This is a genomic window from Pseudomonas sp. NPDC090201, assembly GCF_044746825.1.
Taxonomy (GTDB): domain Bacteria; phylum Pseudomonadota; class Gammaproteobacteria; order Pseudomonadales; family Pseudomonadaceae; genus Aquipseudomonas; species Aquipseudomonas putida_AD.
Map to the genome: position 1 here is coordinate 52,124 of NZ_JBIVCX010000017.1, position 14,697 is coordinate 66,820.

A 14,697-nucleotide genomic window follows, 5' to 3' on the forward strand; every position below is an offset into this window, starting at 1 on the left:
ACGCGTCGTGCTCAGCCTCAACGCCCGCGCGCCCGCCCCCCCGCCCCCCGCCCCCCCCCCCCCCCCCCCCCCCCCCCCCCCCCCCCCCCCCCCCGCTCCTACAGGGGATTTGTCGCGTATTCAGCTGCTGTGGCGATTCCGTCCGTCATGGTGCGGCCAAGCATTAGGGCGTCTTCGATAATCATCTGCGCTGCCTTCTCGGCGATCATCACCGTGGGCGAGCAGGTGTTGCCGGAGGTGATGGTGGGCATGATCGAGGCGTCGACCACGCGCAGCCCGGTGACGCCGTGCACTCGCAGCCGGTCGTCGACCACCGCATCGCGCCCGTGACCCATCTTGCAGGTGCCCACCGGGTGGAAGATGGTGGTGCCGATGGTGCTGGCAGCCTGGCGCAGTTCCTCTTCGCTTTGCAGGCTGGCGCCGGGCAGGTATTCCACCGGTTCGAAGCTGGCCAGTGCCTGGGCGGCGGCGATGCGGCGGGTCAGGCGGATGGCGTCGGCGGCGACCGCAAGGTCGGTCTCGTGGCTCAGGTAATTGGGGCGAATGATCGGCGCGGCGTCGGCGTGTGGCGAGCGGATTTCCACAGTCCCCCGGCTTTGCGGGCGCAGGTCGCACACTGATGCGGTGAAGGCTGGAAAGCCGTGCAAGGGTTCGCCGAAGCGTTCCAGCGACAGGGGTTGCACGTGGTATTCCAGATTCGCGGTGGCCTGCTCGGGGCCTGACCGGGCAAACGCACCGAGCTGGCTCGGCGCCATGGCCAGCGGCCCGCTGCGATTGAGCGCATACCGCAACCCCATGTTCATCTTGCCCCAGAGGCTGCCCGCCATCTGATTCAGGGTGTGACCGTTGCTGACCTTGTAGATCAGACGCAATTGCAGGTGATCCTGAAGGTTCGCGCCCACACCGGGCAGTTCCACCCGCACGCCGATGCCGTGCTTCTCCAACAGCGCACGCGGGCCTATCCCTGAGCGTTGCAGCACCATGGGCGAGCCAATCGATCCACAGCAGAGAATGATTTCACGACGGGCACCGAGCTTGCGCTCCTGGCCGTCGACCCTGGCCAGCACGGCACTGGCGCGGCCGTTTTCAAATTCGATCCGCGAGACTTCGGCGCCGGTCATCACGGTCAGGTTCGGGCGCTGGGCGACTGGCCGCAGAAACGCCTTGGACGCATTCCAGCGCACGCCACGGCGCTGATTGACCTGGAAATAGCTGCAGCCTTCATTGTCGCCACCGTTGAAGTCCGGGATCGAGGCGATGCCAGTCTGGGCTGCTGCTTCGCGAAACGCATCGAGCAACGTCCATGACAGGCGCTGCTGTTCCACCCGCCATTCGCCCTTGGCGCCGTGCAGTTCGGAGTCTCCGGCGTAGTGGCTTTCGGAGCGTCTGAAGATCGGCAGCACATCCTGCCAGCCCCAGCCCTTGTTGCCCTGCGCGGCCCATTCGTCATAGTCGCGGGACTGGCCGCGCATGTAGATCATGCCGTTGATCGAGGAACACCCGCCCAAGACCTTGCCGCGCGGGTAGTTGAGCGCGCGCCCGTTCAGGCCGGGTTCGGCTTCGGTCTTGAAACACCAGTCGGTGCGCGGATTGCCGATGCAGTAGAGATAACCCACCGGCACGTGAATCCAGGGATAGTTGTCCTGCCCGCCCGCTTCGAGCAGCAGCACACGATGGGAGGGGTTGTGTGACAGCCGGTTGGCCAACAGGCACCCGGCGGGGCCCGCGCCGACGATCACATAGTCATAGAGCACACTGTCCGTTTGCATGCGTCCCTCGATGATTTTCTTGTCTTCTATCGATGGGTCATCCTGAAGTCTTTTGCTGCAAAACAAAAGACCGCCTCGTGAGGCGGTCTTTTGCAAATCGCACCGTCCGTAGCAGCACGGCTTGCCGGCGGGAGCGGTGTGTCCATGACAAGCTCGTCGTCTGACACACCGCCGTCGCGGGCAAGCGCGCTCCTACAGCGGTTCGGTGTTACACCGGGTCCAGCGGTTTGCAGCGGGGTCGCTGCTTCACACCGCGCTGCGGCGATAGCTGCGGTAGTTGGGCATCCAGAAGTGACGCTCGATGGCTTCCACCAGCATCTCTTCGGTGGTTTCCAGCGCGACGTTCTCAGCCTGGGCCTGTTTGGCCACGGCCAGGGCGATCTTCTTGCTCACTTCCTGGATTTCCTTGAGCGGCGGCAATACTGCATCACCCTTGCCGGTGACCATTGGCGAGCACTCGGCCAGCGCGTTGGACGCTGCCATCAGCATCTTGTCGGTGATGCGCGTAGCCTTTGCCGCGATCACGCCCAGGCCGATGCCCGGGAAGATGTAGGAGTTGTTGCACTGAGCGATGTGGAACGTGCGATCGCCCACAGTCACAGGTGCAAACGGACTACCGGTGGCCACCAGCGCGTCGCCGTTGGTCCAGGTCAGGACTTCCTGCGGCGTGACTTCGACTTTCGAGGTCGGGTTGGACAGCGGCATCACCAGCGGCTTGGCGCAGTGCTTGTGCATCTCGCGGATGATCTGCTCGGTGAACAGGCCACGCTGGCCCGACACACCGATCAGCACGGTCGGCTTGCCGTTGGTGACCACGTCGAGCAGGCCCGGATACCCTTCGGACGAGGACCAGCCCGCCACGTCGCCAGCTTTCTGTGCGAGGTTCTTCTGGAAGTCCAGCAGGTTGTCCATGCTGTCGGTCAGCAGGCCGAAACGGTCGACCATCATCACGCGCTTGCGTGCTTCGGCTTCGCTCAGGCCTTCGATGACCATGGCCGCGATGATGTGCTCGGCGATGCCGCAACCGGCTGAACCTGCGCCCAGGAACACCACGCGCTGCTGGCCCAGGGATTCGTTCTTGGCCTTGCACGCGGCCAGCAAGGTACCCACGGCCACCGACGCGGTGCCCTGGATGTCGTCGTTGAAGCAGCACAGCTCGTCGCGGTACTTCTCCAGCAACGGCATGGCGTTGGTCTGGGCGAAGTCTTCGAACTGCAGCAGCACGTCCGGCCAGCGGCGTTGAACGGCTTCGATGAACAGCGCAACGAAGTCTTCGTACTCCTTGCCGGTCACGCGCTTGTGGCGCCAGCCCATGTACATCGGGTCGTCCAGCAGTTCCTGGTTGTTGGTGCCCACGTCCAGCACGATCGGCAGGGTGTAGGCCGGGCTGATGCCGCCACAGGCGGTGTACAGCGACAGCTTGCCGATCGGGATGCCCATGCCGCCAATGCCCTGGTCGCCAAGGCCCAGGATGCGCTCGCTGTCGGTCACCACGATGATCTTGATGCGATCCTTGGTTGCGCTGCGCAGGATGTCGTCGATGCGGTCGCGGTCAGGGTAGGAAATGAACAGGCCGCGGTGGGTGCGGTAGATCTTGGAGAATTCCTGGCACGCCTGGCCCACGGTCGGGGTGTAGATGATCGGCAGCATCTCTTCCAGATGCGAGTCCAGCAGGCGGAAGAACAAGGTTTCGTTGTTGTCCTGGATCGAGCGCAGGTAGATGTGCTTGTCCAGGTCGCTCGCGCATTGCTGGTACTGGTTGTAGACGCGGGTCACCTGCTCTTCGATGGTTTCAACGTTCTGCGGCAACAGGCCAATCAGGTTGAAATCCACACGCTCCTGCGGCGTGAAAGCACTGCCCTTGTTGAGCAGCGGCATCTCCAGCAGCGAGGGGCCAGCGTAGGAAATATATAAAGGTCGCGAAGTTTTGGTCATCAGTAATCGCCTTTTCTCTATTTGCTCTATCAATACATGCCCGAAGGGATGCCCCGGAGGTCGGTCTTTCACGACGCTCGACGCAGGCTCCGTCCGAAAAAATGAGGGGCTGGAAAAATCAGGGGGCCTATCTTACTCGTCTGGAAGCAATTGCGACATTTTGTCACGCTTTTGATTGCCAAATGATGGCTGAAACAAAAGCCGTGCACAGTGAAAGAGTTGTCAGGCAGGCGGGGGCTTGAGCGGTCAAACAGGCGTCAAAATGTTTCAGCAATGGGCAATTCCGAGCTGTTGCGTCGCATCAGGACGCAAAAAATCGGTTTCGCCCTTTCGATCCCCTGCGAGTGAAGGCACAATCGCCGTCCTTTTTCGGCTGGCATTGCTGGAGGCCACGAAATGATCAAAACGCCGTACTACCTCATCGACAAACAAAAGCTGCTGCGCAACATGGAAAAGATCGCCTACATGCGCGAGAACTCCGGTGCGAAAGCCCTGTTGGCCCTCAAGTGCTTTGCGACCTGGTCGGTGTTCGACCTGATGCAGCAGTACATGGACGGGACCACCTCCTCCTCGCTGTACGAGCTGAAACTGGGTCGCCAGAAGTTCGCCGGCGAAGCGCACGCCTACAGCGTGGCCTGGGCAGATGACGAGATCGAGGAGATGCTCGACAACTGCGACAAGATCATCTTCAACTCCATCAGCCAGCTGGAGCGCCACGCCCCTGCCTGCGCCGGCAAGGTCCGCGGCTTGCGCGTCAACCCGCAGGTCAGCAGCTCCGACTACCTGCTGGCCGACCCGGCTCGTCCGTTCAGCCGCCTGGGCGAATGGGACCCGGCTAAAATCGAGAAGGTGATCGGCGAGATCACCGGCTTCATGTTCCACAACAACTGCGAGAACGGCGATTTCAGCCTGTTCGACCAGATGCTGTCGACCATCGAAGAGCGCTTCGGCCACCTGCTGCACAAGGTCGAGTGGGTCAGCCTGGGCGGCGGCATCCACTTCACCGGCGAAGGCTATCCGCTGGACCAGTTCTGCGCGCGCCTGAAGGCCTTCTCGCAGAAGTACGGCGTGCAGGTTTACCTGGAGCCGGGCGAAGCGGCGATCACCCAGAGCGCCTCGCTGGAAGTGACCGTGCTCGACACCCTGTTCAACGGCAAGAACCTGGCCGTGGTCGACAGCTCTATCGAAGCCCACATGCTGGACCTGCTGATCTACCGCCTGGACGCGAAACTCGCCCCAAGCGCGGGCGATCACACGTACATGGTATGCGGCAAGTCGTGCCTGGCCGGAGACATCTTCGGTGAATACCAATTCGAGCGTCCGCTGGCCATCGGCGACCGCCTGTCGTTCGTTGACGCCGCGGGTTACACCATGGTCAAGAAGAACTGGTTCAACGGCCTGAAAATGCCGTCCATTGCAGTGAAACAACTCGACGGTACAGTCGAGGTGGTTCGTGAATTCGGGTTTGACGATTACCTGTCCAGCCTTTCCTAAGCTGGCGGATTTTAAGGAGAGAGAAACAAATTGAAGAAGAACGTTCTTATCATTGGTGCGGGAGGTGTCGCCAAGGTGGTGGCCCACAAGTGCGCGCAGCACAACGACGAACTCGGTCGTATTGCTATCGCGTCGCGTAACATCTCCAAGTGCCAGGCCATCATCGACAGCGTCAACGCCAAGGGCAGCCTCAAGCAGCCTGCGGAGATCAAGGCCTACGCCCTGAACGCGCTGGACATCGAAGCGACCAAATCGCTGATTCTGGAGACCGAGTCCCAGATCGTGATCAACGTCGGCTCCTCCTTCCTCAACATGTCGGTCCTGCGTGCCTGCATCGACACTGGCGTGGCTTACCTGGATACCGCTATCCACGAAGAGCCGGGCAAGGTCTGCGAAACGCCGCCCTGGTATGGCAACTACGAGTGGAAACACCTCGAGGAATGCCAACAGAAGAACATCACCGCCATTCTCGGTATCGGTTTCGACCCGGGTGTGGTCAATGCCTACGCCGCACTGGCGCAGCAAGAATATTTCGACCGCATTGATTCGATCGACATCCTCGACGTCAATGCCGGCTCGCACGGCAAATACTTTGCCACCAACTTCGACCCGGAAATCAACTTCCGCGAGTTCACCGGGCAAGTGTGGAGCTGGCAGAACAGCCAGTGGACCAGCAACACCATGTTCGAAGTCAAGCGCACCGACGACCTGCCAGTCGTAGGCTCCCAGGACCTGTACCTCACCGGTCATGATGAAGTGCACTCGATCTCCAAGAACCTCGACGTGCCCAACGTGCGCTTCTGGATGAGCTTCGGCGCGCACTACATCAACGTGTTCACCGTGCTGAAGAACCTGGGCCTGCTCTCCGAGCAACCGGTCAAGACCGCCGAAGGCGTCGAGATCGTGCCGCTCAAAGTGGTCAAGGCCGTGCTGCCTGACCCTGCCTCGCTGGCGCCGGGCTACACCGGCAAGACCTGCATTGGCGACCTGGTCAAAGGCACCAAGGACGGCAAGGCGCGCGAAGTGTTCATCTACAACGTGGCCGACCACGAAGAAGCCTTCGCCGAAACCGACAGCCAGGGCATCTCCTACACCGCAGGCGTGCCGCCCGTGGCCGCAGCCCTGCTGGTTGCCCGTGGCGAGTGGGATGTGAACCGCATGGTCAACGTCGAAGAGCTGCCTGCCAAGGCGTTCCTCAAGGCGCTGGACGTGATGGGCCTGCCGACCCGCATCAAGGACGAAAACGGCGATCGCGCCTGGGACGAGTGAGTTCTCAGGATCGATTCCCGACATGAGGTGCGCCCGCCCGGGCGCATCCTCTTCTGATACAACCCCCGCCATCCAGCGCTCAGGCGACTTCGCCCGACGCGTACCTCGCAAGACACTGCGACATTCCCGCACTGCGCCACGCACTCACTAACCAGTGGGTTAAAAACCTGTGGAAGGGCCTGTTCAGAGCCTTTGCGACGCAGAACACACAAATAGTAACCAATGTGTCGGAAACTCTTGCATACCCGTTGATTCTGGATACAAGCTGACGGTCTACCAGGCTATCCAGACCTTCATCTTTTAAAGGTATGCGATGAGTTTCGACAGATTCAGCCCTGAAAGATCCGACCAAGGAAGCGGTCTGGATTTCCCCGTCCCGGATGACGCGATCTGTTTCGGTCCCTTTGCGCTCATACCTCAGCATCACCAGTTGCTGAAAAATGGCGAGCCCGTGCAGTTGGGGAGCCGGGCGATGTTGCTGCTCATCGCCATGGCCACCCGTCCCGGCGAATTGCTTGAAAAGTCCGAACTGCTGGGGCTGGTCTGGCCGAAGGTCGTGGTCGAGGAATGCAACCTGCGCGCGCAGGTCCTGACCCTGCGTCGGGCCCTGGGCGATGACGGGGACTCGACCTGGATCGTGACCGTGCCGGGACGCGGCTATCGCTTCGTCGCGCCGATCATTGCCCCTGCCGTTCATGACGTGCAGGCCGTCAGCCCCGCTCAGCCCGAGGTGCAGTTCAGCACCCGGCCCGTCTTCGGCCGGGAGAAACTGCTGGCGGTACTCAGTGAGCAGCTTGAGGCTCGCCGCTTCGTGACCATCACCGGCCACGCTGGCATCGGCAAGACCACCGTCGCCCAGGCCCTGGCCGACCGGGTGCAGCCGCACTACGGGCAAGGTGTGTGTTTCATCGATCTTGCATCGGTGAGCCGTGGGCAACTGGTGCATGTGGTCATCGCTGCGGCGCTGAAGATCGAGTGCAACGCCGAGGATCCGCTGCGCGGGATTGCCAGGCGACTGGCCGCCAACAAGGTGCTGCTGATTCTGGACAACTGCGAGCACGTGCTCGAAGAAACCGCGACCGCCATCGAAGTGATCCTGCACGACGCCCGCCAATGCTCGGTGCTGGTCACCAGCCGCGAGCCGCTGCGCGCCCAGGGCGAGTTCGTGCATGAACTGGCGCCGCTGCCCTACCCGCCCGACGCCCCTGACCTGAATACCGAGCAGGCGATGCAGTACCCGGCCATCGAGCTGCTGGTCGAGCGCATCGCCGCCCATGACTTGGGTTACGTATTCCGTGATCGCGACGTGCAGGCCGCAGCGGCGATCTGCCGCAAACTGGACGGCAACGCGCTGGCTATCGAAATCGCCGCCGCTCGGGTCAAGGCGTTCGGCATCGCCCACTTGCCGGAAATGCTCGACGGGGTTTTCCGCTTGCAGATGACCGGCCGACGCACCGCCCTACCCCGGCATAGAACCCTTGGCGCAGCGCTGGACTGGACCTACGCGATGCTGTCGGCGCAGGAACAGGCCATGCTGCGCCAACTGTCGGTGTTCACCGGTCTGTTCACCCTCAATGCGGTGCAGGCGGTGATCGATGTGCCTGCCGAGGTTTCAGCGCAACTGATGGAAAGCCTGCTGGATAAATCGCTGGTGATGTCACGCGAGCGCAACGCCATCAAGCGTTATCGCCTGCTGGAAACCACCCGCCTCTACGCACAGCACAAGCTGGAAGAACACGGCGAAACCGATGCCACCGCACTGCGTCACGCCGACTGGGCGCTCGATGAGTTGCACAAATCGGTGCAGGACCTGGTCGGGACCACTCCGCAGGCGTGGCTTGCGCGCTACGGCGCAGATGTCGACAGCGTTCGCGCGGCGCTGGAGTGGGCCTACTCGCCACAGGGCGACCGCGAACTGGCGGTCGAGCTGACGTTGGTCAGCGCGCCGCTGTGGCTGCGCCTGTCCCTGACTGCCGAATGCTATGACTGGGTCAGCCGTGGCCTGCAACCGGCGGGTGAACATGCGCAGATCCCGCAGCGTCAGCGCATGCAATTGCTGACCATCTCGGCCAGCGTCATGACCCTGACGTTCGGTGGCGGCACGAAAATCCGCGAAGCCTGGCTGCAGGTCAGCGAAGACGCCCACGCCCTGAACGACACCGAACACAAACTCCGTGCGTTGTGGGGCATGTGGAATGACCTGAGTTGCCGCAACCAGTACGTCGCCGCGCTGGAACTGGCGGACAGCTACGTCGAGCTGATCCGCGATTGCAGCCGCAGCGAACGCAAGCTGCTGGGATTGCGCATGCGCGCCGCCGCGCTGTTCCACATGGGACGGCTGGAGGATGCTCATCGCACCGTGGTCGAGGCCTTGAGTTCGCCACTGTCGGCGAACACGCACCTGATCGACCTGCACTTCGACCAGCGCATCGCGGCCAGCTCGCTCAAGGCGCAGATCCAGTTGCTGCAGGGTGACGTGAACACGGCGCTGCTGGCCCTTGAGCAGAGCGTCAGCCAGGCCATCCGCCTCAACCACCCTGCCACTCTCTGGTACACCCTGAGCCTGAGCGCGATCCCGATCACCTTGCTGTCTGGGCGGCTGGATAAAACCCGGCATTATCTGTCCGTGCTGCAAGACAGCATGGAGGGGCACGACCTGTACCTGTGGCGCCAGTTCGCCCACTGTTTCGAGCACATCCTGCAGATCCGCCAGGGCGCCGCCGAAGAAGCCCTGCCGCATTTGGGCGAAGTGCTGGAACAGCTGCAGGATCAGGGCGGCAGCCCGCTCTACAGCCTGATGCGTTGCGAATATGCAAAAGGCCTGGCGATGCTCGGGCTGGCGCACCGCGCGCTGGAAGTGATCGAACAGACGCTGGACACCGCAATCGGCCGCCACGAACGCTGGCTGGTGCCGGAACTGCTGCGCACCAAAGCGCAGTTGCTCGCCCAGGACGACACCCTGATCGCCCAGGCCCACCAGGTCCTGCAAGAGGCCCAGAGCGAAGCCATCGCCCAGGGCGCGAGCTTCTGGTCGATCCAACTGTGCGCCGACCTCAACCGGCTGGAAGAGGAAGATGATCTGGTCTGCCAACCGGATAATTAAAGCCCGAGGCGCAATCGTTTGCATCATGGGCTCCGGTGAAGGCCTTGCGGTGGTGATGCCCTTGAGATCGCTCCCGCGGGCAAGCCCGGCTGCTACGGGGTTTGCGTCGTGCGTTCAGGTCGCTTCTGGCCGAAGGCCGTAGCAGTCCGGCTTGCCGGCGTTGGCGATCTTGAGGGCGCTGACGCCGGCAAGCCGGACTGCTACCCGGGGGGGGTGTCGGGCGTTCTGACGAAGGCGGCCTTGAGGATGCCGTCGCGGGCAAGCGCGCTCCTACAGGGTTGGGGTGAATTTCATTTTTTCGCCATACCCCAAAGTCGTAGCAGTCCGGCTTGCCGGCGTCGGCGATTTTGAAGACGCCCCCGCCGGCAAGCCGTGCTGCTACGGGAGCGTTGGTGTGTTTTAGATTTTGATCTGGCTTTTGATCTTGGTGCGCGGTAATTCAGGCGACACAGGGCGCGACGTCAAGGCGCCAGGCCGAGCGCAGGCGTCGTGGAGGGGGATGAGCGGCAGGAAGCCGCGAAAGCCGTGCGGGCCAGGGACGGCCCATCACGGCGTGCCCCCGGAACGACGCCGGAGGGAGGGAACCGAGACGAAGTCGAGGCCCAGCCTGTCGCAAATGGTTTGGTTACTTTGCCGAAACAAAGTAACGCGCCGCAAGGGCGCAAAGGTGAATCATCACCACCACCGCAAACGGATATACACCCAATCTCCGCGTCAACCCAAAACGCGGAGCGTCACGAGAGCCGTTACCACGCAGAGCGTGGGAACGATCAATATGTGGCGCAACGCAGGGAAATCCTCAGATCAACCGCGCCGCCACCAGCAAATCCGCCACCGCCTGAAAGGTATTGTCCGGCACCGGATCACCCGGCACTGCACGCCTGGCTATCTCATTCGCAAGCCTTGCATCCATACCATGAGCGATCCCCAGCGTCGCCGCCTGCGCCAGCATCCCCTGCGCATCCTCAGGCTCAGCGCGGCACACCACCACCGGCACCGGGGTTTCCCCCCGCACATAGCGCACCCCGATCACCCAACTGTCCGCCGTGCCGATCATCAGCGACGCGCGGGCCAGGCCAAGCTTGGTCGCCAGCGCCTGCATCTCCCGACGCTGGCGCTGCCTCTCGCTCTTGATCAACGGATCACCATCGACATCCTTGCGCTCACGCTTCTGCTCACTGCGGGTCATCTTCATGTCACGCCCGAACAGCCAGCGCTGCATCAGCACATCGACGCCACCCACCAGCAGGAACGCCGCCAGCACCGTGAACATCAAAGGCTTGAGCACCAGATAAAAGGTCGACTCGATACAGCCCGCGCCACACCGAGACGACTCCATCAGCGCCTGCAACGCATGGCGTCCCACCACGTAGAACGCCAGCGCCAGCAGCAACAGCTTGACCAGCCCCTTGAGGAACTCGACGAAGCTGCGCATGGAAAAAATCCGCTTGAAACCCTCTGCCGGGTTGATCCGCTTGAACTCCGGCGTAATCGGCTCTACCGCAAACACCACGCCACGCATGGTGATGATGTTGGTCAGCACCACCACCGCCACCGTCACCGAAACCACAGGCAGGGTGATGGTCAGCACCAGCTGCTCGGCGGTGTCGATCACCCGCGGCCAGACCGTGTTGAACGGCTCGATGTAGATCAGCGCAACCATGTCCAGCAACGCCGTCACTTGAGCCTGGGCCTGGGGCAAGAGGATCGAGATGCACAGGGTGCAGAACAGGATGACCATCCCCGACACCAGGTCCTGGCTCTTGGCGACCTGCCCCTTCTGCCGCGCGTCACGCAGCTTCTTGTCCGTGGCCGGCTGGGATTTCTCTTCGCTGCTATCGGCCATGCCGGCTCCTGTTCAAGTGCGGGCCTACTCCGAGCCTGCCAGGGTTTTGAGGAACTCCACGGTGCCCCGGAATTCCGCCAGTTGATCGAGCATCACCGGAATCAGGAAGCCGATGTAGATCACCATCAGCACGGTGAAAAACAGGTTCTTTACCGGCAGCGACATATCGAAGATGTGCAGGCTGGGCGCCATCCGCGACAGGTAGGCAAGCATCAGATCAGTGACCAGCAGGCAGATGATCAGCGGCGCGACCATGATCACGCCGACCCGCGACACCTGGTCGAGTATCGACAGCACCGCCATCAGCGCGGAGCTCGCGAACAGCGGCGTGAAGGCGGTCACCGGCCATAGCTGATAGCTGTGGTAGTAACCGTCGACCATCATGATGAAGCCGCCTGACATGAAGAACAGCGCGATCAGCATCACCGTCAACAGCGTCGCCATGACGCTGGACTCCCCGGACGCCAGCGGGTCGATCAACTGCGCCATGGTCGAGCCGCGTTGCAGGTCCACCAGTTCCCCCGCCACCTCTGCGGCCCAGAACGGAATGCCGAACAGCAGCCCGATCAGCACACCAATCAGCAGCTCCTTGACCATCAGGCCCGCCAGCAGGAACCCGCCGTGCTCCGGCAGCGCCGTGAACGCGCCGAACACCGGCATGAACATCGGCACGGCAATCGCCACCGCCACGCAGCCACGGATCATGCCGGTCAGGCCCAGGCGATTGAACGCCGGGGTGATGACCACCACACCCATGGCCCGGCTGGCCGCCAGTGCAGCAGAGCTGATAACCGGATACGCCACTTCGAGAAAGGCATTGGCAACGTTCACGTCCATGGTCGGTCAGCGCGTCCAGGCCGGGAAGTTGTCCAGCACCTGGCTGCCCAGTTCGAGTACCTGGCTTGCCAGCAACGGCCCTACGAACACGATCACCAGCAGCACCGCCACCAGCTTCACCACCTGCGGCAGGGTCTGGTCCTGAATCTGCGTCAGGGCCTGCAACAGGCCGACGCTCAGGCCCACCACAATGGCCACCCCCAGCGCCGGCGCCGACAGCAGCAACACCGTCATCAGCGCCTTGTTCATCAACGATAGAAAGACGTCCTGGCCCATGGCTTCACCCGTAGCTCAATATCAGGCCGTGCATCAGCCGTGACCAGCCGCTCAAGGCGACAAACAGAAAGATCTTCAGCGGTATCGATATCAGCGTCGGCGACACCATCGACATGCCCATCGCCATCAGCACGTTGGCGACCAGCAGATCCACCACCAGAAACGGGATGTACAACAGAAAGCCGATCTCGAAGGCGCGGGTCAGCTCGGAACTGACGAATGCCGGCACCAGCACCACCAGGTCGTTGTCGCGCAGCTCGGCGCGGGCCTCCGGCGACCAGATGGTCTCGGTGGCCTGCATGAAGAACCCGCGTTCGCTCTCGTTGGCAAAACGCGACAGGTGCGCTTGCAGCGGCGGCCTCAGGGCATCGCCGAACTCCTTCACCTGCTCGACGTTTTCCATGTTCAGGTCACGGCCCTCCACCTGCCGGTACATGTCGCCGATCAAGGGCGTGGTCACGTACACCGAGAGGATCAGGGCGATGCCGTACAGCACCAGGTTCGGCGGCGTCTGCTGCACGCCCAGGGCGTTGCGGATCAGGAACAGCACCACGGAAATCTTCATGAAGCCGGTCAGGGTCACCACCGCCAGCGGGATCAACCCGATGGTGGCAACGACCAGAATGATTTCAATCAGGTTGGGCTGGTACCCATTCATGGCGTGACCAGGCTCAACAGACGCACGCCCAGGCCGTCGCCCATTTTTACCAGTTGCCCCTGGCCGATGCGCCGGCCATTGACCAGCAGGTCCACGCCATCGTGCATCTGCGGCGTCAGTTGCAACAGGCTGCCCTCACCCATTTCCCGCAGTTGCGCCAGCGACAGTTCGACAGTGCCGACCTGACACACCAGTTTCAACGGCAGCTCGTCCAGCGAGCTTTCCACAGCGGACTCGACAGCAGATTCAGTCATGCAAACATCCTTCAAAGAAGATACAGCCATCGGTTGTTCAAGCAGTGTTGCGCGGGTGCCGTCCAGCACGGCACGGGCCTGCAAGCGGTCATCGAACACCAGCCGCACATGGCCTGCGGGCCAGTCGTCGAGCATCACCACATCGCCCGGTCGCAGGCTGCGCAGCTCGGCCACGCTCAGCGGCGCTTCACCAGCGTGCACCGGCAATTGCCAGCCGAGCGCCGCCAGTCCGTGGGCGACGGGAGGCAGGTGCGCGTCCAGTCCATCCGCCAGAAGCTGCGCGGCTTCGGCGCTCAGGTGCAGCGGGACGGCCAGGGGTTCGCCGCCGGCGCAGGTCACCTCCAGCGTCAGGTGCAGCACGAACGGTTCGCTCAACGCCACTTCCGGCGCTTCGACCACCTGCAGAGGCCGCCCGGCCGCACGCTCAAGGGGTTCGATGAAACCCAGCAGCGCCAGCTCCAGCAGCATCGTGCCGGGCAACCCGGTCAGGTGATCGGCCTGCCCGGCCAGCCCCAGCGAAGCCAGCGCCGCCGTCGGCAATTGCAGCAACAGCGCGGCGCTGCCGAGGGTCAGATGAATGTCCAGCAAGGATTCAGCGACCGGCGCAACGCTGGCCCACTGCACCGTGACCGGCTGCCCGCCAAACTCCCCCTGCCAGGCATCGCGGCGGCGATGCAGACGGTTATGCAGTGCCAGCCATCGTGGATCGCAGCCCCCCCGCCGCTCGATGCGCGTGTCAGCGCCCGGCCGGGAAGACCAGGGAGCGCTTTCCCGACACGTCATGCACCGCTCCTCGCGGAAGCCACGGGCAGGTCATCGGCTTCGTCGCGACGCTCGCGGACCTGGAGTTCGCTGCGCAGCCGGTGGTCGAGCAGCGAATCACAGGCCTCCGCCTGACGCTGACGGGCCATGCGCGCGGCACGGAACACATCGCGTTCGCGCTCTTGCGCCGCCAGGGCCTGCTCGTTCAGATCGACGCTGGTTTCCAGCGCGCGCTGGTTGTCGGCCAGTTCGTCGAGGTGGTCCTGAGCGGCCTGCCAGGCGCTGACCGACAGGCCCTCGCTGAAGTTGCCGTAGATCTGCTCGGCCTTGCGCGCCAGAGCTTCGCGGTGCAGGCGCAGTTTCTCCTTGGCGTCGTCCAGCGCGCTGTGGGTCTCGCGGCAGCGTTGCTGCTGGGCGGCCAACTGGCTGGAGGCGCGCTGTTCGCGCAACTGACGCAGTGCCTGGAGGCTACGTAGATCATTGGTGTTCATGGG

11 protein-coding genes are annotated in these 14,697 nt (G+C 62.9%); 3 read left to right on the forward strand and 8 right to left on the reverse strand.

Annotated features, from left to right (window positions below):
* Positions 1–98 precede the first annotated feature (98 nt).
* Together ACIPOO_RS25990 and ACIPOO_RS25995 are read right to left on the reverse strand one after the other, a co-directional pair.
* Entirely contained in the window at positions 99–1,769 is a 1,671-nt protein-coding gene (locus ACIPOO_RS25990; RefSeq protein ID WP_400610785.1) for a GMC family oxidoreductase, read from the reverse strand.
* A gap of 246 nt (positions 1,770–2,015) precedes the next feature.
* Positions 2,016–3,704, reverse strand: coding sequence for an NAD-dependent malic enzyme (locus tag ACIPOO_RS25995; RefSeq protein WP_400610787.1), 1,689 nt, complete (start codon positions 3,702–3,704; stop codon positions 2,016–2,018).
* Positions 3,705–4,100: 396 nt separating this feature from the next.
* Between ACIPOO_RS25995 and ACIPOO_RS26000 the strand changes: the two genes are divergently transcribed.
* From ACIPOO_RS26000 to ACIPOO_RS26010, 3 genes are all read left to right on the forward strand, one after another.
* Positions 4,101–5,198, forward strand: a complete 1,098-nt coding sequence (locus ACIPOO_RS26000; RefSeq protein ID WP_274134595.1) for a carboxynorspermidine decarboxylase — start codon at positions 4,101–4,103, stop codon at positions 5,196–5,198.
* Positions 5,199–5,228: 30 nt separating this feature from the next.
* Positions 5,229–6,467: a saccharopine dehydrogenase family protein gene (locus tag ACIPOO_RS26005; protein ID WP_274134593.1), complete on the forward strand. Its 1,239-nt coding sequence runs from the start codon at positions 5,229–5,231 to the stop codon at positions 6,465–6,467.
* Positions 6,468–6,780: 313 nt separating this feature from the next.
* Positions 6,781–9,570, forward strand: a complete 2,790-nt coding sequence (locus ACIPOO_RS26010) for an ATP-binding protein (RefSeq protein ID WP_400610789.1) — start codon at positions 6,781–6,783, stop codon at positions 9,568–9,570.
* A 799-nt stretch (positions 9,571–10,369) separates the two neighbouring features.
* On the opposite strand, the gene ACIPOO_RS26015 is transcribed toward ACIPOO_RS26010, so the two are convergent.
* From ACIPOO_RS26015 to ACIPOO_RS26040, 6 genes are read right to left on the reverse strand one after another with little or no spacing between them, the layout of a single operon-like run.
* Positions 10,370–11,416, reverse strand: a complete 1,047-nt coding sequence (locus tag ACIPOO_RS26015) for an EscU/YscU/HrcU family type III secretion system export apparatus switch protein (RefSeq protein WP_400610791.1) — start codon at positions 11,414–11,416, stop codon at positions 10,370–10,372.
* A gap of 24 nt (positions 11,417–11,440) precedes the next feature.
* Entirely contained in the window at positions 11,441–12,253 is an 813-nt protein-coding gene (gene sctT / locus ACIPOO_RS26020) for a type III secretion system export apparatus subunit SctT (protein ID WP_400610793.1), read from the reverse strand.
* A gap of 6 nt (positions 12,254–12,259) precedes the next feature.
* On the reverse strand, positions 12,260–12,529 hold the full coding sequence (gene sctS, locus ACIPOO_RS26025; protein ID WP_274134589.1) for a type III secretion system export apparatus subunit SctS: 270 nt from the start codon (positions 12,527–12,529) through the stop codon (positions 12,260–12,262).
* Positions 12,530–12,533: 4 nt separating this feature from the next.
* Positions 12,534–13,187, reverse strand: coding sequence for a type III secretion system export apparatus subunit SctR (sctR, locus tag ACIPOO_RS26030; protein WP_400610795.1), 654 nt, complete (start codon positions 13,185–13,187; stop codon positions 12,534–12,536).
* Positions 13,184–14,224, reverse strand: coding sequence for a type III secretion system cytoplasmic ring protein SctQ (sctQ, locus tag ACIPOO_RS26035; protein ID WP_400610797.1), 1,041 nt, complete (start codon positions 14,222–14,224; stop codon positions 13,184–13,186). The genes sctR and sctQ overlap by 4 nt, the downstream gene beginning before the upstream one ends.
* Positions 14,221–14,694, reverse strand: a complete 474-nt coding sequence (locus tag ACIPOO_RS26040) for a hypothetical protein (protein ID WP_400610799.1) — start codon at positions 14,692–14,694, stop codon at positions 14,221–14,223. The genes sctQ and ACIPOO_RS26040 overlap by 4 nt, the downstream gene beginning before the upstream one ends.
* Between the last annotated feature and the right edge of the window lie 3 nt (positions 14,695–14,697).